The 18,519-nt window shown below is 60.5% G+C and carries 12 protein-coding genes; 7 read left to right on the top strand and 5 right to left on the bottom strand.

All coding sequences use genetic code 11. The features are described from left to right. Positions 1–62: 62 nt before the first annotated feature. From V6F91_RS26525 to V6F91_RS26515, 3 genes are all read right to left on the bottom strand, one after another. The gene (locus V6F91_RS26525; protein ID WP_332769714.1) at positions 63–3,737 is read right to left on the bottom strand and encodes a translocation/assembly module TamB domain-containing protein; all 3,675 of its coding nucleotides are present in this window, start codon (positions 3,735–3,737) and stop codon (positions 63–65) included. Further along, the gene (locus V6F91_RS26520; RefSeq protein WP_332769712.1) at positions 3,734–5,461 is read right to left on the bottom strand and encodes an autotransporter assembly complex family protein; all 1,728 of its coding nucleotides are present in this window, start codon (positions 5,459–5,461) and stop codon (positions 3,734–3,736) included. Before V6F91_RS26520 ends, V6F91_RS26525 begins: the two co-directional genes overlap by 4 nt. Before the next feature lie 65 nt (positions 5,462–5,526). Then, a complete protein-coding gene (locus V6F91_RS26515; protein ID WP_332769710.1) occupies positions 5,527–6,177 on the bottom strand; it encodes a GNAT family N-acetyltransferase in 651 nt (216 codons plus the stop codon). A 298-nt stretch (positions 6,178–6,475) separates the two neighbouring features. Between V6F91_RS26515 and xthA the strand changes: the two genes are divergently transcribed. Both xthA and V6F91_RS26505 read left to right on the top strand, forming a co-directional pair. Further along, complete coding sequence (gene xthA, locus V6F91_RS26510; protein WP_332769708.1) at positions 6,476–7,288, top strand: exodeoxyribonuclease III; 813 nt, start codon at positions 6,476–6,478, stop codon at positions 7,286–7,288. Positions 7,289–7,493: 205 nt separating this feature from the next. Beyond that, positions 7,494–8,828 (top strand): phosphate ABC transporter substrate-binding/OmpA family protein, encoded by a 1,335-nt coding sequence (locus V6F91_RS26505; protein ID WP_332769706.1) that lies wholly within the window; start codon positions 7,494–7,496, stop codon positions 8,826–8,828. Positions 8,829–8,966: 138 nt separating this feature from the next. Here V6F91_RS26505 and V6F91_RS26500 read toward each other — a convergent pair whose 3' ends face one another. After that, entirely contained in the window at positions 8,967–10,196 is a 1,230-nt protein-coding gene (locus V6F91_RS26500) for an acyl-CoA dehydrogenase (protein WP_258448685.1), read from the bottom strand. Positions 10,197–10,361: 165 nt separating this feature from the next. Between V6F91_RS26500 and V6F91_RS26495 the strand changes: the two genes are divergently transcribed. The 3 genes from V6F91_RS26495 to V6F91_RS26485 all read left to right on the top strand — a co-directional run bounded on the left by V6F91_RS26495 (position 10,362) and on the right by V6F91_RS26485 (position 12,942). After that, positions 10,362–11,291 carry a LysR family transcriptional regulator gene (locus tag V6F91_RS26495; protein WP_090284427.1) on the top strand — a complete coding sequence of 310 codons (930 nt, stop codon included), beginning with the start codon at positions 10,362–10,364 and terminating at the stop codon, positions 11,289–11,291. Positions 11,292–11,496: 205 nt separating this feature from the next. Next, on the top strand, positions 11,497–11,895 hold the full coding sequence (locus V6F91_RS26490; RefSeq protein ID WP_090284429.1) for a MerR family transcriptional regulator: 399 nt from the start codon (positions 11,497–11,499) through the stop codon (positions 11,893–11,895). A 147-nt stretch (positions 11,896–12,042) separates the two neighbouring features. Further along, positions 12,043–12,942, top strand: coding sequence for a hydroxymethylglutaryl-CoA lyase (locus V6F91_RS26485; protein ID WP_332769703.1), 900 nt, complete (start codon positions 12,043–12,045; stop codon positions 12,940–12,942). A gap of 656 nt (positions 12,943–13,598) precedes the next feature. On the opposite strand, the gene V6F91_RS26480 is transcribed toward V6F91_RS26485, so the two are convergent. Continuing rightward, entirely contained in the window at positions 13,599–15,296 is a 1,698-nt protein-coding gene (locus V6F91_RS26480) for an AMP-binding protein (RefSeq protein ID WP_332769701.1), read from the bottom strand. Between the two features lie 294 nt (positions 15,297–15,590). On the opposite strand from V6F91_RS26480, the gene V6F91_RS26475 reads away from it, so the two are divergent. Beyond that, entirely contained in the window at positions 15,591–16,754 is a 1,164-nt protein-coding gene (locus V6F91_RS26475; RefSeq protein ID WP_332769699.1) for an isovaleryl-CoA dehydrogenase, read from the top strand. Positions 16,755–16,863: 109 nt separating this feature from the next. Further along, positions 16,864–18,468 carry a carboxyl transferase domain-containing protein gene (locus tag V6F91_RS26470; protein WP_332769696.1) on the top strand — a complete coding sequence of 535 codons (1,605 nt, stop codon included), beginning with the start codon at positions 16,864–16,866 and terminating at the stop codon, positions 18,466–18,468. Positions 18,469–18,519: the final 51 nt, after the last annotated feature.

Genomic DNA, 18,519 nt, shown 5'->3' with positions numbered 1-18,519 from the left:
GCCAATGTGGGAGCGAGCTTGCTCGCGAAGGGTGCGACTCGGTGCAAATGAATGGATGCGCCCTAGAAATCCCGCTTATAGAAGATATCCAGCGAACTCGCCACGCCACTCGCCGCTTCGACATACACCTTCTTGCTCAGCTTGTAGCGCAGGGCAATCGTGCTGGCCGGTTCGAACACGCCGACGCCATAACGCAGGCTGAGTTTTTCGGAGATGTTGCCGCTGGCGACGACGCTGGTGTCGTTGCCGCTGCCCTGGGTGTCGAGCTGGAAATCCTGAATCCCCAGATCCTTGGCCAGGCCGCTGGTGATCCCGGCGCTGCCCATCAGGCCCAGGCCCAATGCGGCTTGGGCGAGCATGTTGTTGTCTTCGCCATTGGTGCTCAGCGGCCTGCCGAGGACCAGATAGGACAAGGCCTGCTCTTGACTCATGGCCGGTTCGGAGAAGATCTGCGTGGTCGGCTGTTCGGCGCTGCCGCTGAGGCGGATGCCAGCGATCACGTCGTCGGTCTGGCGGATCGCTTCGATGTCCAGATACGGCTGATCGATGGGCCCGGCGAACAACAGCCGCGCGCGACGCACCGTCAGGCGCTGGCCGTAGGCGCGGTAGCGGCCGTCGTTGAGCCACAGTTCACCACGGGTGTCCATGTTGTCGCCGATGTGCACCTGACCTTGCAGATTCGCGGTCAGGCCGAAACCGGCGAAGCTCAGCTTGTCCTGGCCGACGATCACGTCGATGTCCATTTTCATCGCGATCGGTGGTTTGCCCTCTTCGGTCTGCGCACCAACGATGATCGTGTCGTCGGAGACTTTCACGGTTGATGGCGGCAGTTCGCGCACGGTGATTTCGCCTTTCGGCACCAGCACCTTGCCGGCAATTTTCAGTTCGTCGCCGGCCATGGAAATCTTCAGGTCTGGTGCCACTTCAAGCTTGGCGTACGGCTCGACGGTGACCGGCAACTGCGTGCCTTTCAACGCCAGGTCGACCACCAGCGCCTGGCCCCAGGCGAGATTGCCGTTGAGACTGCCGCGGCCGTTTTTGCCGCTGTTCCAGCCGCCGTCGAGACGCACCGATTCGCCGGCAATCGCCGCGGTGAGTTGCAGGTTCTGTAGCTCCATCGGCAATTCGGCGCCGGACACTTCGCCGTCGCTCAGTTGCACCGTGCCGTTGACCAGCGGCGCCAGCAGGCCGCCGGAAATCGTGCCGCTGCCGTTCAGGCGTCCGGTGAGTTTTTCCACCATTGGCACAAATGGTCGCGCGACCGACAGGTCGAGGCCGGAGAGGCGGAACGAGCCGCTTAACGGTTTGTTTTTCGGCAGTGGATTGAGCTGCGCCTGCACCAGCAGTTCGCCGAGTTTGCCGCCAACGAAGTTCAGTTCGGTGTCGACGCGTTTCGGCGTCAGTTTGCTGGTGAGCCTGAGCGTCTGGTACGGGAAGTCCAGCCATTGCTGCTGGTCGCGCATGCGCAAGGTGCCGCCGCTGGCGTCGATGCTGACCACACCGTTGGGGCCGCTGGCCGGCAGGTCGAGCTGCAGATCGGCATTGAGCCGGCCCTGCCAGGCGAAGTCTTTCGGCAGCCACTGCGCCAGACTTTCCAGCGGAAACTGCTTGAGGTGATAGCGCAGTTTCGGCTCGGGCATCAGCCGCTGATCTTCGCCGCACAGACTGGCACTGCCGGAGGTCCAGCAATGCGCGCCGAAGTTGATCTTGCCGTCGGCGAGGCGTTCCAGTTTCGCCGGATTTTGCAACTTCCAGTCCTGCCCGCCGGCCTGAATATCGCCGCTGGCCAGACGCCCGCGCCAGTTGCCCTGATCCAGATTGCCGTCCAGCCCGAGCGCCAGTTTCAGCTTGGGTCCGAGCAGATCAAGGTTGAGCTTCTGGCTTTTGATATCTCCTTGGGCGCTGGCAGTCAGCGTGCCCAGCGAGGTGTCGCCGACCTGAATGCCGCTGCCCTTCAGATCGATTTTGGCCCGTTGCGCACTGTCGAGATTGGCGTCGAGGTTGAGGCTTTGCAGGCGATTGTCCTGAAACACCAATTGCGAGCCCTGCAAGTCGAGTTTGCCCTGTGGCGCCTTCAGCGTACCTGCGACGTTGACCTGACCGTTGACCTGCCCGCGCAACTGCGGCCAAAGCTGGGCCAGACGCGGCAGCTTGATGTCGATCTGCCCGGCGAGTTTCTGTTGCAGGCTGCCCTTGCCGCTGATGCTGTTGTCGCCGAGACGGATTTGCAGGGCGTTGAGATTCCACTGTTCGCCAGCACCGTCAGCCTTGGCTTGCAAGATCGCCGGTTGCCCGCGCAGTTTGCCTTTGAGATCCAGGTCAGCGTTGAGGCTCAGGCGCTCGTTTTTCATTTCACCCGTGCTTTTCAGCGGCCCGGCCAACGTGCCGGGCAGTTCGGCGACCCAGTACGCCGGATTCAGTGCCGACAGTTGCAGCGCGGTGTCCCAGGCGATGCCGTCGGCGAACTTGACCTTGACGTGGCCTTCGGCTTTGCCCTGCCCGGCTTCCATCACCAGTTGCGGCAAGGCGATCTGTTCGAGGCTGCCGCTGAACGGACTGCTCAGGGTGAACGCCCCCGCCGGACCGTCCAGTGCGGCGGCGAAGTTGCCGAGGTACTGACCGTCGGTGTAGGACACTTCGCCAGTGAAAGTACGCAACGCGACCTGCGGCTCGTCGATTTCCGGATAGAGCCGGTGCCACGGGAAGTCTCGCCAGTTGATGTTGGCCTGGGCGCTGAGGCCTTTGCTCCAGTCGACATTGCCGGTGAGCTTGAGGCTTTGCGTGTCGCTGGCGTTGAGGTCGAGGCCGGCGATCTGCGCGCCGTTGGCGTCGACTTTGCCCTTGAGTAGCAGCGCCACCGGTGATTTCTCGGCGGGCAGCGTGGCGTTGCCGAGCAGTTGATAACCGTTTTTCAGGTCGCCTTCGCCGGTCAATACCAACTGGTTGAATTGCAGAGTGTCCGGCAGTTCGGCGCTCGGTTTGAACGCTTCGCTGGTGATACGCACCTTGGCCGGCAGGTTTCCCACCAGCGGTTGCAACTCGCCGCTCAACTGGCCGTCGAGGTAACCACGGCTGTCGGCGTGCAGGCTGAGCGTCTTCAGCAGATCGCCCTCGGCTTTCAGGGCCAGCGTCCAGGGTTCAGTGCCCGGCGCAGGTAACGTCAAATCACCTTGGATAGTCAGCGGCCAGTTGCCGGTCGGTTGCAGCAGGCCGGAGAGGTTCAGGCTGAGTTCGTCACGCTGCAATTTCACGCTGTCGATCTGCAGACCCTGAGCGGTCCAGTGCGCAGCCAGTTGCAAGCCTTTGAGCTGCTCGCTGCCGTTGAACAGCAGGCTGCCGACCTGCACGTCGCCCAGTTCGATGGCCAGCGGCAATTGCAGATCCGGCAGTTTGATCGGGCCGCTCTCGGTGGTTTCTGCACCCGGCGGGAATTGCAGAACCACTTGCTCGGCCTTGAGCTGATCGATGCACAGGGTCATGCGCGTCAGGCACAGCGGCGACCAGGCGAAGATCGCCTTGTTCAGTTCGACACGGCTGGTGTCCTGCTGCCAGACCAAGTGATCGGCGCTCCACTGCCCACCGAGGCGACCCTGAAAATTCTCCACGCTCAAGCCCGGAACGAGCCCCATTGCCCAGCGGCTGCCGGCCTGTGTGCCGAGTACGGCGCTGATAACCAAGACAATCAACAGCAACAACGCCAACAGCGTCAGCGCCGATATTTTCACACCACGTTTCACAGCTCAGGCCCCATGGAAAAGTGCAGCCGGATGCCGCCGTCGTCGTCCAGCGCATGGGCGAGGTCGAGGCGGATCGGCCCGACCGGCGAGACCCAGCGCACACCGATACCGACCCCGGTCTTGAGGTCGGGCAGTTCAAGTTTGTTGAAAGAGTTGCCTTGGTCGACGAAGGTCGCCACGCGCCATTTCTCGGCGATTGAGTATTGATATTCAACGCTGCCGGCGACCATGTAGCGGCCACCGATGCGGTCGCCATCGGAGTTTTTCGGCGACAGGCTCTGATAGTCGTACCCGCGCACGCTCTGATCGCCACCAGTGAAAAAACGCAGCGACGGCGGGATCGAGTTGTAGCCGTTGGTGGCGCTGCCGCCGACCTGCACCCGACCGAGCAAACGGTGCTTGTCGAACACCGTGGTCAGGCCTTTGACCAGCGCCGTGCCATATAACAGGTTGTTGTCGGAGCCGAGGCCTTCCTTCGCCACTTTGCTTTCGAAGCTCAGGCGATAACCGTTGTGCGGGTCGATGCGGTTGTCGCTTTTCAGGTAGGAATAACTGATGCCGGGCATCAGCAAAGTGCTCAGACCGGAGTCGTCGCCGAGTTCGTATTCCTCGCGCTGCCATTTCAGCGAGATCACCCGCTGCCAGCCGCTGGGCAACTTGCTGTGCCATTCCGGGCCGAAGGTCAGCAGTTTGCTGAGGGTGTCGGAGCCTTCAATGTCTTCGAATTGATAACCGCCGGCCCAGCGCAGTTTGTCGGTCAGCGGCGGGTCGAGGGGAATGTCATAGAACAGCCCGACGTTTTGCCGTGGCGCGGAAAGCTCGGCTTCCCAACCATAGCTGTCGCCTTGCGGGTTGACCCAGTGGCGGGTCCAGTTGGCTTTGATGCGCGGACCGACGTCGGTCGAATAACCCAGACCCAGGCCCATGGTGCGCGGCTTGCGCGTGTCGAGTTTGACATCGACTGGAATCATCTGGTCTTTGGCTGCCGTCGGTGCGGCGTCGACGCGCACGCCTTCGAAATAGCCGCTCGATTGCAGGTCGCGGTTGAGCTCGGCAATCAGCTCGGAATCGTAAGGCTCGCCGGCCTTGAATGGCACCATGCGTTGCAGCAGGTCTTCGTCAAACGGCGTGTCGCCTTCGAATTTCACTTTGCCGAGCGCATAACGCGGGCCGCTGTCGTAGATCAGCTCGACATCGGCGACGCCGGCGCGCGGATCGACCAAGAGCTTTTGACTGGTGAAATGGCCACTGAAGAATCCGAAGCGCGAGGCTTGGTTCTGGATCACCCGTTTGGCGTCTTCGTAACGGCCATGGTTGAGCACAGCGCCAGACTTGAGCAGATCACTTTTCGGCACCCGAAAGGATTTCAGCGAGGCCGCCGGGCCGTCCACGCGCACGGTGACGTTGCGCAGGCGGATCGGCTCGCCGGGATCGATATTGAGCACCAGACGCGGTTTCTCCCCGCCCTTGACGTCGCTGTCGATCTGCGGCTGGTAGTAGCCCAACGCCTGGGCGGCCTTGCGCGCCTGTTCTTCGGCACCGCGACTGAAGCGCTGCAAGGCTTCTTCGTCACGGTCGCCGAGGCTGCCGATATAGCCTTCTATATTGGCCTTGAGTTCATCGTTGGACGGTTTGATCCGTACATCCAATTCACTTTGCGCCAGCGCCGCGCAGCTGGATAACAGCATCAGCACGCCACTGGTAAATCTTCCTGGAAACTTCATAGGCGCGGATGCTATCAAGGCTGGAGAGCGTGATAGAACAGGAAATTTCCCAAGAAGTTCGATTATTACGCTGTTGCTGTTTGTAACACCTGCGGATTGGCATGGAAAAACACATGCTCGCGCACCGGCCCGACGGCAACCTCGCCGATCTCCTGATAACCCTGCCTTTTATAGAATTCCAGATAGCGCGGGTTACCGGTGTCGAGCACCACGCCTTGTGAGGTCTCGTCCACCGCGCACCAGTTGTGCACGGCGGTGAGCAATTGTTCGCCGTAGTGCTTGCCCTGAAATTGCGGATGCACGCCGAGCAACGGCAGCATGTGCACCGAGTCACCGGGCACGCACGCGGCGACGGCATCGTGATATTCCAGATAGCGCCGAGTGCAGCGAAATCCGGTGCTGAGCACCATGCGCAGGCGCCAGGCCCAGCTTTCTGTCACACCCAGGCGCCGTTGTGGTGGGGCGATCAGGGCGATGCCGATCAGCCGATCGTTGACCAGCAGACCGATGGCTGGCAGGTCCTGGAGAAAATGCTGCTTGACCAGTTCGCGCACCGTGGCGCGCACACGTTGCTCGTAACCGGGGCGCTCGGCTTCGAACAGGTAGCCGAAGGTCGGCTCGTGGCGGTAGGCCTGATACAGCAGCGAGCGGGCTTCGCGGGAATAACCACGGTCGAGCATGTGGATGTCGGCGATGGCAGTCTGGGTGTCAGGCATGGTGGTGATTCTCCCCGGGGCGCGCTCGAAGGATGGCGCGCTTGTTGGTACGAACCTTGGGCGGATGTGGTGGTTCCCCTGACAGGTATAGACCAAGTCGGGATCTTCATCGATCTTGCCGGCCTCTTTGCGAGCGGGCTCGCTCCCACAGGGGACCGCGGTCTGAATGTGGGAGCGAGCCTGCTCGCGAAGGCGCCAGATCCAACAACCCAAATCCCACAGGTCAAAATGATTTCTCCCACACTGGCCCCCATCCCCCATGTCAGCTAGCATCGCCCTTTTGCCAGGACTGCCGACCATGAAGATTGTTTCCTTCAACATCAACGGACTGCGGGCGCGTCCGCATCAGCTGGCGGCGCTGATCGAAAAACATCAACCGGACGTGATCGGTCTGCAGGAAACCAAGGTCCACGACGACCAGTTCCCGCTGGAAGAAGTGCGCGCGCTCGGCTACCACGTGTACTTCCACGGGCAGAAAGGTCATTACGGCGTGGCAATGCTCTCGCGCCAAGAGCCGATTGCCATTCACAAAGGCTTCGCCACCGATGACGAAGACGCCCAGCGGCGCTTTATCTGGGGCACCTTCGCCGATGCCAATGGCGTGCCGGTGACCATCATGAACGGCTACTTCCCGCAGGGCGAAAGCCGCGACCACCCGACCAAGTTCCCGGCCAAGCAGCGCTTTTACAGCGATCTGCAAGCCTTGCTGGAAAGCCAGTTCCACAACGAGCAGCCGCTGGTGGTGATGGGCGATGTGAACATTTCCCCGGAAGACTGCGACATCGGCATCGGCCCGGACAACATGAAGCGCTGGCTGAAAACCGGTAAATGCAGCTTCCTGCCGGAAGAACGCGAGTGGATGGCGCGCCTGAAAAACTGGGGCCTGACCGACAGCTACCGGCACCTGAACCCGGACGTGACTGACATGTTCAGCTGGTTCGACTACCGCAGCCGTGGTTTTGAGGATGAACCCAAGCGTGGCCTGCGCATCGACCTGATTCTGGCCTCCCATGGTTTGCTGCCACGGGTGAAGGACGCCGGGGTCGATTACCAATTGCGCGGCATGGAAAAGCCCTCCGATCACGCGCCGATCTGGCTCGAGCTGGCCTGATCCGCGAGTTGCCTGAGATCCCTGTGGGAGCGAGCTTGCTCGCGAAGGCGGAGTGTCAGTAATCAGATATGTTGCTGATACGCCGCCTTCGCGAGCAAGCTCGCTCCCACAATTGATATTTACCCCCCTTCAATCCCTGTCATATTTCGGTCACGCGCCTGACTTAATCTCCCCGGCAATCTCCTTGGCTTGTTTCGGTGCCGGCATGACCCTGCGTGTTCTCTGCATGTTTCTGTTGAGTGGCTGGCTGTCAGTGTCCGCTGCCGCGTTACCGATCCCCACAAACGGCCCGGCCCTGCGCATTCAAGGGTCCAACACCATCGGCGCCGAACTTGGCCCGGCTTTGGTGGAAGGCTTGTTGCGGGAACAAGGCTTGCTGAAGATCCATCGTGAAACCCCGGACGCCGCCAACGAACAACGTATCGTCGGCCAGACAGCCGAAGGTCAGCGAGTGGTGATCGAAGTGGCCGCGCACGGCTCCAGCACCGGTTTCGTTGCGCTGAAAAACGCCAGCGCCGACCTCGCCGCCGCCTCCCGCGAGATCAAGGACAGCGAACTGCAGGCCCTGCAAGCGCTGGGCGATCTGAAAAGCCCGGGCGCCGAGCAGGTGATCGCCATCGATGGCCTGGCAATCATCGTTCATCCCGACAATCCATTGCAGGAACTGGACACCGAGCAATTGGCGCGGATCTTTGCCGGCGAAGTGAAAACCTGGGAAGCGCTCGGCGGGCGTGGCGGCGCGATACATCTGTATGCGCGCGATGACCAGTCCGGCACGTACGACACGTTTAAGGAACTCGTCCTCAGCCATCGTGGGAAAAGTCTGAACAGTGCGGCGAAACGTTTCGAATCCAGCGAGCAATTATCCGATGCGGTCAGCAGCGATCCACAGGCCATCGGTTTTATCGGTTTGCCTTATGTGCGTCAGGCTAAAGCCGTGGCCATCAGCGACGGCGCATCACTGCCGATGCCGCCTCTCGGCAGCCTGATTGCCACCGAGGATTATCCGTTGTCGCGACGACTGTTCTTCTATCTGCCGCCACAGAGCCAGAATCCCTGGGCAAAAGCCTTGGTCGTGTTTGCGCAAAGTCGCCAGGGCCAGCAGATTGTCGCGGCCAATGGTTTTGTCAGCCAGACCGTGCACGCCATGAGCGTGGCGCCGAATGCGCTGATGCCCGAGGGCTATCAAGCGCTGAGCCGTCACGCGCAGCGTCTGACCGTGAATTTTCGTTTCGAGGAAGGCAGCGCAAGCCTGGACAACAAGGCGCGGCAGGATCTGGCGCGGGTGCTCGACTATATAAAGCGTCATGACAAGAGCGAGCGCGCGGTGACGTTGGTCGGCTTCGGCGATGCCAAGGATGACCCGGCACGTGCGGACCTGTTGTCGAAGCTGCGCGCGATGGCGGTGCGCCGCGAGCTGGTCAAGAACGGTGTGGTGCTGCGCGAGGTTCGCGGCTTCGGCGCGTTGATGCCGGTGGCGGCGAATGATGCGGATGAGGGGCGGATCAGGAATCGGCGGGTTGAGGTTTGGGTGTACTGAGTCTGATGTTGATGGACTGAACGTGAAGGCCCCTTCGCGAGCAGGCTCGCTACCACATTTCAATCGCATTTCAACTCCAGGAATGCGATCAAAAGTGGGAGCGAGCCTGCTCGCGACGAACGATAACGCGGTGTTGGATCAGCGCTCGCTTCGCAGCATTTCCTTCGGCACATACTTGCCGATTTCGAACTTGCCGATTGCCGCGCGGTGCACTTCGTCCGGGCCGTCGGCCAGGCGCAGGGTGCGTTGCATGGCGTACATGTAGGCCAGCGGGAAATCGTTCGAGACACCGGCGCCGCCGTGCATCTGGATCGCGCGGTCGATCACCCGCAAGGCGACGTTCGGTGCGACAACCTTGATCTGCGCGATCTCGCTTTTGGCGATCTTGTTGCCGACGGTATCCATCATGTACGCCGCTTTTAAGGTCAGCAGGCGTGCCATGTCGATCTCCATTCGCGAGTCGGCGATCTTGTCGATGTTGCCGCCCAGGCGCGCCAGCGGTTTGCCGAATGCGGTACGGCTGACCGAACGTTTGCACATCAATTCCAGCGCGCGCTCAGCCATGCCGATCGAACGCATGCAGTGGTGAATCCGTCCCGGGCCGAGACGCCCCTGGGCGATTTCGAAACCGCGACCTTCACCGAGCAAAACGTTTTCATACGGCACGCGCACGTTGTCGAACAGCACTTCGGCGTGGCCGTGTGGCGCGTCGTCGTAACCGAACACCGGCAGCGGGCGGACGATTTTCACCCCGGGGGTGTCGACCGGCACGAGGATCATCGAGTGCTGGGCATGTCGCGGTGCGTCGGGATTACTCAGGCCCATGAAAATCAGGATTTTGCAGCGTGGATCGCAAGCGCCGGAGGTCCACCATTTTTTGCCATTGATCACCCACTCGTCGCCATCGCGCACCGCACGGGCGGCCATGTTGGTCGCGTCAGAGGAGGCAACGTCCGGTTCGGTCATGGCGAACGCCGAGCGGATTTCGCCGCGCAGCAGTGGTTCGAGCCAGCGCTGTTTCTGCTCTTCGTTGGCGTAACGCACCAGCACTTCCATGTTGCCGGTGTCCGGCGCCGAGCAGTTGAACGGCTCCGGCCCGAGCAATGAACGGCCCATGATTTCCGCCAGCGGTGCGTACTCAAGATTGGTCAGGCCGGCGCCCAGTTCCGATTCCGGCAGGAACAGATTCCACAAGCCTTCGGCTTTGGCCTTGGCCTTGAGCTCGTCCATGATTGCCGTCGGCTGCCAACGATCGCCCTCGGCAACCTGGCGCTCGAAAACGGCCTCGGCCGGGTAAACGTAAGTGTCCATGAACGCGGTCACGCGCTCACGCAGTTGTTGAACCTTGGGCGAATAAGCGAAATCCATGGGCAGCACCTTCTCTTATGGAGGTTGTTCAGGTCATGCAATCGATGCTAGAACAGCGCTGATAATTTACCTAGCCTATTCTCGGCGTGTATAAACATTCATCACCGATATATGATCGGCCGATGGCCAGCCCTGAATGCCCCAAATAACAAGAGAAGCCGCGTTATGAATCTGAGCAAGGTCGACCTCAACCTTTTCATCGTCTTTGACGCGATCTACACCGAAGCCAACCTGACCCGCGCCGGGCAGATTGTCGGCATCACCCAGCCGGCGGTGTCCAACGCGTTGGCGCGGTTGCGCGAGACCTTCAACGATCCGTTGTTCGTGCGCACAGCGCAGGGCATGGTGCCGACGCCGATGGCGCAGAACATCATTGGCCCGGTGCGCAACGCCCTCTCGCTGTTGCGCGTATCAGTGCAGGAAAGCCGCATTTTCAACCCGGCGCAAGCGGTCAAGACCTACCGCATCAGCATGACCGACCTCACGGAAGCAATCATTCTGCCGCCATTGTTCCAGCGCTTACGCCGACTGGCGCCGACGGTGATCATTGAAAGCTTTCTGTCCAAACGCCGGGAAACCACCAAGGAACTGGCCGCCGGGCGCCTGGATTTCGCCGTCGACGCACCGCTCAACACTGACCCGCAGGTGCGCCACGTCAAGCTGATGGACGACCGTTACGTCTGCGCGATGCGCAAGGGCCATCCCATGGCAGGCAAGGAAAAACTTTCGCTGGATGATTACCTGTCGCTGACGCATATCCACATTTCCAGCCGCCGCAGCGGGTTGGGTTATGTTGATCTGGCGCTGGGCAAAATGGGCATTCAACGCAAAATCGCCCTGCGCTCGCAGCACTATCTGATGGCCTCGCAAGTGATGCAGCAGACTGACATGGTCATGACCGTGCCGGAACGCTTTGCCCGACGCCATGACCTGCAATCGTTCAATTTGCCGGTGAATGATGTGCCGTCGGTGGAAACGCACCTTTATTGGCATGAGAGCACCGACCAGGACCCGGCGAATCGCTGGATGCGCGAGCAGATGATCGAGTTGTGCCAGCAGGTGACGGCGCAGGAGAAGAAGCTGGATAAGGTGTAAGACAAGACACAGTGTCACCGTTCTTCGCGAGCAAGCTCGCTCCCACAGGGTTTTCCGCGAACACAAGTTCTGTGCTCACACACATCCACTGTGGGAGCGAGCTTGCTCGCGAAGGGGCCTTTAGAGACAACAAAAAACCCTCCTGCTTGACGTAAACGTCAACACGCCATTAGCTTAGCGCCATGCCTTTCTCCCGAGCGCTTTCATGAGCAGTCAGACCTACAGCATTTCCGACCTCGCCCGCGAGCTGGACATCACCACGCGGGCCATCCGTTTTTATGAAGAACAAGGCCTGTTGCGCCCCGAGCGCCGTGGCCAGGAACGCATCTATTCGCCGCGCGACAAGGTCAGCCTGAAATTGATTCTGCGTGGCAAGCGCATCGGTTTTTCACTGGCCGAATGCCGCGAGCTGATCGAGTTGTACGATCCGTCCAGCGGCAACACCAAACAGCTCAACAGCATGCTGGCGAAAATTGCCGAACGCCGCGAACAGCTCGAACAGCAATTGCTGGACATCGAACAGATGAAGCTCGAGCTCGATACCGCTGAAGAGCGCTGCGTGCAGGCACTGGAGCAGACGCTCAAAAGCCAGCAGGCGATCTGACAAACAACCGGTTTGCCCCTGTAGGAGCGAGCCTGCTCGCGAATGCATTCCGTCATCCAACATTGATGGTGACTGATTTACCGCTTTCGCGAGCAGGCTCGCTCCCACAGGGTTCTTCGTGAACTCAACAAACAGGCAGGTCAACTCATGTCCCTCCCCTCCCAAGTACGCCTGATCGAAGTCGGCCCGCGCGATGGCCTGCAGAACGAAGCCCAGCCGATCAGCGTCGTCGACAAGGTGCAACTGGTCGATGCCTTGAGCGCCGCCGGCGTTGGCTACATCGAAGTCGGCAGTTTCGTCTCACCGAAGTGGGTGCCGCAGATGGCCGGTTCCGCCGAGGTGTTCGCGCAGATTCAGCGCAAGCCCGGCGTGACCTATGGCGCGCTGGCGCCGAACCTGCGCGGTTTTGAAGATGCGCTCGCGGCCGGGGTCAAGGAGGTCGCGGTGTTTGCCGCCGCGTCCGAAGCGTTCTCGCAGCGCAACATCAATTGCTCGATCAGCGAAAGCCTGGCGCGGTTTGCGCCGATCATGCAAGCGGCGCAACAACACGGCGTTACCGTGCGCGGTTACGTCTCCTGCGTGCTCGGCTGTCCGTACGAAGGCACGGTCGCGCCGGAGCAAGTGGCGATGGTCGCGCGCGAGCTGTACGAGATGGGCTGCTACGAGGTTTCGCTGGGCGACACTATCGGCACGGGCACTGCGGGCGCGACTCGCCGCCTGTTCGAGGTGGTGTCGGCGCAGGTACCACGAGAAAAACTCGCCGGGCATTTCCACGACACCTACGGCCAGGCCATGGCCAATATCTACGCCAGCCTGCTCGAAGGCATCGCCGTATTCGACAGCTCGGTCGCCGGGCTCGGCGGCTGCCCGTACGCCAAAGGCGCAAGCGGTAACGTTGCCAGCGAAGACGTGGTGTACCTGCTCAACGGCCTGGGCATCGAAACCGGAATCGACCTGGACGCCTTGATTGCGGCGGGCCAGCAGATCAGTGCCGTGCTCGGCCGCCCGAGCGGTTCGCGCGTGGCCAAGGCGCGCAGCGCACAGTGAGGTGTTACCGCTGAGTTCTTGGTGTGGGCAAAAGCGAGTAACACGGAAACAAATTGTCTGGCTTTGCCCTCACTGAAAAAACCTGAAAACCTTAAACCATTGATTTTAAAGGCTTTTAAAAAGTTGGCACGACACCTGCTATCTCTATGGCATAACAAGAATAAAAAGCCGCAAACCAATAAAAACAAGACGAAACGACTCTGACATAACAAAAACAACACGGCAGAGACGCAGCTAACAGATTTTTTTGGAGAAGGTGTGCTTTTCAGGGTGCTCTCAGGAGTAACCCGCAACCGGGCAGAGAACAATAAAACTACCTTCAGGTAGCTCCCGAATCGGTTGGATCGTTAAACGAGAAAGCAGATCAGCGCTCAAAAAAATACGTTTGCTCTTGACCCCGGATGGGGGTCGCCAAAAACAGCGGTAAAGGGCCACGGTTGCCAAAAACAACAACAGACCGACCCTCAATAATAAAAAAGAGCACGCAACTACAAATTAAAGGGGAGCTTCGGCTCCCCTTTGTGCTTTCTGTGATTGCTCTCTCTATCACTGCCCCCCTGTGGGAGCGAGCCTGCTCGCGAAGCGGTGTATCAGACACATTTGCGCTGAATGACACACTGCATTAGCGAGCAGGCTCGCTCCCACAGAAGTTGTGGTTATCCCTCGATTGTTTTCAGCTCTTCTATGCTGATCTCGCGCATCCTGAACTTCTGTATTTTCCCCGTCACCGTCATCGGGAATTCTTCAACGAATTTGAAGTGCCGTGGCGTCTTGAAATGTGCGATGCGTTCCTTGCACCAGGTCTGCAACTCCAACTCAGACGCACTGTGGCCGGGGTGAAACCTGATCCACGCGACGATCTCTTCGCCGTAACGCGAGCACGGAATGCCGATCACTTGCACGTCAGCCACCGCCGGGTGGGTGAAGAAAAACTCCTCCAGCTCACGCGGATAAATGTTCTCGCCGCCACGAATGATCATGTCCTTGTTGCGCCCGGCGATGTTGACGTAGCCGGCCTCGTTCATGCTCGCCAGATCGCCGGTGTGCATCCAGCCCGCCTCGTCGATGGCTTCGGAGGTGGCTTGCGGGTTGTTCCAATAGCCGAGCATCACGCTGTAACCGCGGGTGCAGAGTTCGCCGATGGCGCCGCGCGGCACAAGGTTGCCGGCCTCGTCGATGATCTTGCTTTCCAGTTGCGGCTGGGTGCGGCCGACGGTGGCCACGCGCAGTTCCAGTTCGTCGTTCGGCCCGGTCTGCAGCGACACCGGGCTGGTTTCGGTCATGCCATAGGCGATCTGCACTTCGCTCATGTGCATCTCGCCGATGACTCGGCGCATCACTTCGATCGGGCACGTCGCGCCGGCCATGATCCCGGTGCGCAGGCTCGACAGATCGAATTCGCGGCGTTGCGGCTGATCGAGCATGGCGATGAACATCGTCGGTACGCCATAAAGGCCGGTGGCACGCTCCTCGGCGACGGTTTGCAGGGTCAATAGCGGATCGAAGGCGTCGTTGGGGTAGATCATCGTGCTGCCGTGGGTGATGCAGCCGAGGTTGCCCATGACCATGCCGAAGCAGTGATACAGCGGCACCGGGATCACCAGGCGATCGCGCGGGGTCAGGCCGATGCTTTCGCCGACCATGTAACCGTTATTGAGGATGTTGTAGTGACTGAGGGTCGCGCCCTTGGGAAAACCGGTGGTGCCGGAGGTGTACTGAATGTTCACCGGCTGATCGAAGTGCAGGCTGTCACTGCGTTCGCGCAGTTGCGCAGGCGAAACACTCGCCGCCAGTTCCGCCAGTTGCGACCACGGCAGAAAACCTGACGGTGGCTGCGCATCGAGGCTGATCAGCCCGCGCAGATCCGGCAGGCGCTCGCTGTGCAGTTGCCCTGCGGAGTGCGCGGCCAGTTCCGGCAGCAGCCCCTGCAACATGCCGTGGTAGTCGGATGATTTGAACGCACCGGCGAAGACCAGCCACTGACAGCCCGATTGCTTCAGCACGTATTGAAGTTCGGAGCTGCGATAGGCCGGGTTGATGTTAACCAGGATCACGCCGATTTTCGCCGTGGCGACCTGGGTGATGCACCACTGCGCACAGTTCGGCGCCCAGATACCCAGGCGGTCGCCAGCCTGCAAACCCAGCGCGAGCAGCGCCCGAGCGTGTAGGTCCACCGCCTCGGCCAGTTGCCGCCAGGAATAGCGCAACTGCTGATGGCGGACCACCAGCGCTTCACCGTCCGGGTATTGCTCGACGGTTGCGTCAAACTGCTGACCGATGGTCAGCGCGAGCAAGGCCTTGTCCTGAGAACCACGGGTGTAGCTGCGCTGCGGTGCGGCACTGGGTTGATCCATGATGACCCCTGTTGTCTTTATTTATGGGTTGCCGATGGTCACTTGTGGGAGCGGGCCTGTTCGCGAAGAGGCCAGCAGCTTCAGATAAATGTTGACTGAACTCACGCTTTCGCGAGCAGGCTCGCTCCCACAGGTTTCATTCGGCTTTCGATCGTGAATGGCCCTTACTCTCGCCCAAGTTGACGTTAACGTAAAGTGTGATTGACAGTCATTCGTCGCAGGCTTACGTTAACGTAAAGGTGATAACTGACCGATCGTTTTCACTGCCACTACAAAAAAGCCAAAAGGTGCCGCATGAGCTATCCATCCCTGAACTTCGCCCTCGGTGAAACCATCGACATGCTACGCGATCAGGTTCAGTCCTTCGTCGCCGATCAGATTGCCCCGCGCGCGGCGCAAATCGACAGCGACAACCTGTTCCCCGCCGACCTGTGGCGCAAATTCGGTGACATGGGCCTGCTCGGTGTCACCGTCGCGGAAGAATATGGCGGCGCTGGCCTCGGTTATCTGGCGCACGTGGTGGCGATGGAAGAAATCAGCCGCGGCTCGGCTTCGGTGGCGTTGTCCTACGGCGCGCACTCCAATCTCTGCGTCAACCAGATCAATCGCAACGGTAACCACGAGCAGAAAAGCAAATACCTGCCACAACTGATCAGCGGCGAACACGTCGGTGCGCTGGCGATGAGCGAGCCGAACGCCGGTTCCGACGTGGTCTCGATGAAACTGCGCGCCGACAAGCGCGGCGATCGTTTCGTGCTCAACGGCAGCAAAACCTGGATCACCAACGGCCCTGACGCCAACACCTACGTGATTTACGCCAAAACCGATCCGGAAAAGGGCCCGCACGGCATTACCGCCTTTATCGTCGAGCGCGACTGGAAAAGCTTCAGCCGCAGCAACAAGTTCGACAAGCTGGGCATGCGCGGCTCCAACACCTGCGAGCTGTTTTTCGATGACGTCGAAGTGCCGGAAGAAAATATTCTCGGCGTGCTCAACGGCGGCGTGAAAGTGTTGATGAGCGGCCTCGATTACGAACGCGTGGTGCTCTCCGGCGGGCCGACCGGAATCATGCAGTCATGCATGGACCTGATCGTGCCGTACATCCATGACCGCAAGCAGTTCGGCCAGAGCATCGGCGAGTTCCAGCTGATCCAGGGCAAAGTCGCCGACATGTACACCCAGCTCAACGCCAGCCGCGCCTACCTTTATGCGGTGGCGCAGGCTTGCGAGCGCGGCGAAACCACGCGCAAGGACGCTGCCGGGGTGATTCTCTACACCGCCGAACGCGCCACACAAATGGCCCTCGACGCGATCCAGATTCTCGGCGGCAACGGCTACATCAACGAATTCCCGGCGGGCCGTCTGCTTCGCGACGCGAAGCTGTACGAAATCGGCGCTGGCACCAGCGAGATCCGACGCATGCTGATCGGCCGCGAACTCTTCAACGAAACGAAATAAATTTCGTCAGCTACAAGCCGCAAGTTCCAAGCTGCAAGAGGCCGCGCTCTTGCCCCAACTTGCAGCTTGCCGCTTGTAGCTAGAAGCTGCTTACGGAGTAAGCCCCCCCATGATTTTGCACACTCAGCTCAATCCACGCTCAGCCGAGTTCGCCGCCAACAGCGCGGCGATGCTCAAACAGGTCGACGCCCTGCACACGTTGCTCGCGCAAATTGCACAGGGCGGCGGCGCCAAAGCCCAGGAACGGCACACGTCGCGGGGCAAATTGCTGCCGCGTGAGCGCATCAACCGCTTGCTCGATCCGGGCTCGCCGTTTCTCGAAATCAGCCAGTTGGCCGCACATGCGGTGTATGGCGAGGATGTGCCGGCGGCGGGCGTGATTGCCGGAATCGGTCGGGTCGAAGGCGTCGAGTGCATGATCGTCGCTAACGATGCCACGGTAAAAGGCGGTTCGTATTACCCGCTGACCGTAAAGAAACACCTGCGCGCGCAGACCATCGCCCAGCAGAATCGCCTGCCGTGCATCTACCTGGTGGATTCGGGCGGCGCCAACCTGCCCCGTCAGGATGAAGTGTTTCCTGACCGCGAGCATTTCGGTCGAATCTTCTTCAATCAGGCCAACATGAGCGCAATGGGCATTGCGCAGATTGCCGTGGTCATGGGCTCGTGCACCGCAGGCGGTGCCTACGTGCCGGCAATGGCGGATGAAGCGATCATGGTGCGTAACCAGGCGACGATTTTCCTCGCCGGCCCACCGCTGGTGAAAGCCGCGACCGGTGAAGTGGTCAGCGCCGAAGACCTTGGCGGTGCCGATGTGCATTGCAAGATCTCCGGCGTGGCTGACCATTATGCCGAGAGCGACGAACACGCCCTCGCCCTCGCCCGCCGCAGCGTCGCCAACCTCAACTGGCGCAAGCTCGGCGAAGTGCAGCAGCGCACGCCGATTGCGCCGCTGTATGCCAGCGATGAGTTGTACGGCGTGGTCTCGGCCGATGCCAAGCAGCCGTTCGATGTGCGCGAAGTGATTGCGCGGCTGGTCGACGGTTCGCTGTTCGATGAGTTCAAGGCACTGTTCGGCATCACGCTGGTCTGCGGTTTCGCCCACCTGCACGGCTACCCGATTGCGATCCTGGCGAACAACGGCATCCTCTTCGCCGAAGCCGCGCAAAAAGGCGCGCACTTCATCGAGCTGGCCTGCCAGCGCGGCATTCCGTTGCTGTTTCTGCAGAACATCACCGGTTTCATGGTCGGGCAGAAATACGAGGCCGGGGGCATCGCCAAGCACGGCGCCAAACTGGTGACCGCGGTGGCCTGCGCCAAGGTGCCAAAGTTCACGGTGATCATTGGCGGCAGCTTCGGCGCTGGCAACTACGGCATGTGCGGGCGTGCGTACGACCCACGATTCCTGTGGATGTGGCCGAACGCGCGCATCGGCGTGATGGGTGCCGAGCAGGCGGCCGGTGTGCTGGTGCAGGTCAAGCGCGAACAGGCTGAACGCAGCGGTCAGGCCTTTACTGCCGAGCAGGAAAGCGAGATCAAGCAGCCGATTCTCGACCAGTACGAAGAACAGGGTCACCCCTACTATTCCAGCGCACGGCTGTGGGACGACGGCGTCATCGACCCGGCGCAGACCCGCGATGTATTGGCCCTGGCCTTGTCCGCGTCGCTGAACGCGCCAATCGAACCGAGCCGCTTCGGCGTGTTCCGGATGTGATGTTTTCTTGTGGGAGCGAGCGGTCTCACACCCACAAGAAACCGTGGAGAC

The sequence above is a fragment of the Pseudomonas koreensis genome, assembly GCF_036668835.1.
Taxonomy (GTDB): domain Bacteria; phylum Pseudomonadota; class Gammaproteobacteria; order Pseudomonadales; family Pseudomonadaceae; genus Aquipseudomonas; species Aquipseudomonas koreensis_I.
The sequence above is the reverse complement of the archived record's forward strand: the minus strand, read 5'-3'. Positions and strand labels throughout refer to the sequence as shown.

What these genes read in the sequence shown, in the direction of transcription:
- V6F91_RS26495 (WP_090284427.1), top strand. Translation starts at nt 10,362, where the DNA reads ATGAATCTGAGCAAGGTCGACCTCAACCTTTTCATCGTCTTTGACGCG.
- V6F91_RS26505 (WP_332769706.1), top strand. Translation starts at nt 7,494, where the DNA reads ATGACCCTGCGTGTTCTCTGCATGTTTCTGTTGAGTGGCTGGCTGTCA.
- V6F91_RS26490 (WP_090284429.1), top strand. Translation starts at nt 11,497, where the DNA reads ATGAGCAGTCAGACCTACAGCATTTCCGACCTCGCCCGCGAGCTGGAC.
- V6F91_RS26485 (WP_332769703.1), top strand. Translation starts at nt 12,043, where the DNA reads ATGTCCCTCCCCTCCCAAGTACGCCTGATCGAAGTCGGCCCGCGCGAT.
- xthA (WP_332769708.1), top strand. Translation starts at nt 6,476, where the DNA reads ATGAAGATTGTTTCCTTCAACATCAACGGACTGCGGGCGCGTCCGCAT.
- V6F91_RS26515 (WP_332769710.1), bottom strand. Translation starts at nt 6,177, where the DNA reads ATGCCTGACACCCAGACTGCCATCGCCGACATCCACATGCTCGACCGT.
- V6F91_RS26500 (WP_258448685.1), bottom strand. Translation starts at nt 10,196, where the DNA reads ATGGATTTCGCTTATTCGCCCAAGGTTCAACAACTGCGTGAGCGCGTG.
- V6F91_RS26520 (WP_332769712.1), bottom strand. Translation starts at nt 5,461, where the DNA reads ATGAAGTTTCCAGGAAGATTTACCAGTGGCGTGCTGATGCTGTTATCC.
- V6F91_RS26470 (WP_332769696.1), top strand. Translation starts at nt 16,864, where the DNA reads ATGATTTTGCACACTCAGCTCAATCCACGCTCAGCCGAGTTCGCCGCC.
- V6F91_RS26480 (WP_332769701.1), bottom strand. Translation starts at nt 15,296, where the DNA reads ATGGATCAACCCAGTGCCGCACCGCAGCGCAGCTACACCCGTGGTTCT.
- V6F91_RS26475 (WP_332769699.1), top strand. Translation starts at nt 15,591, where the DNA reads ATGAGCTATCCATCCCTGAACTTCGCCCTCGGTGAAACCATCGACATG.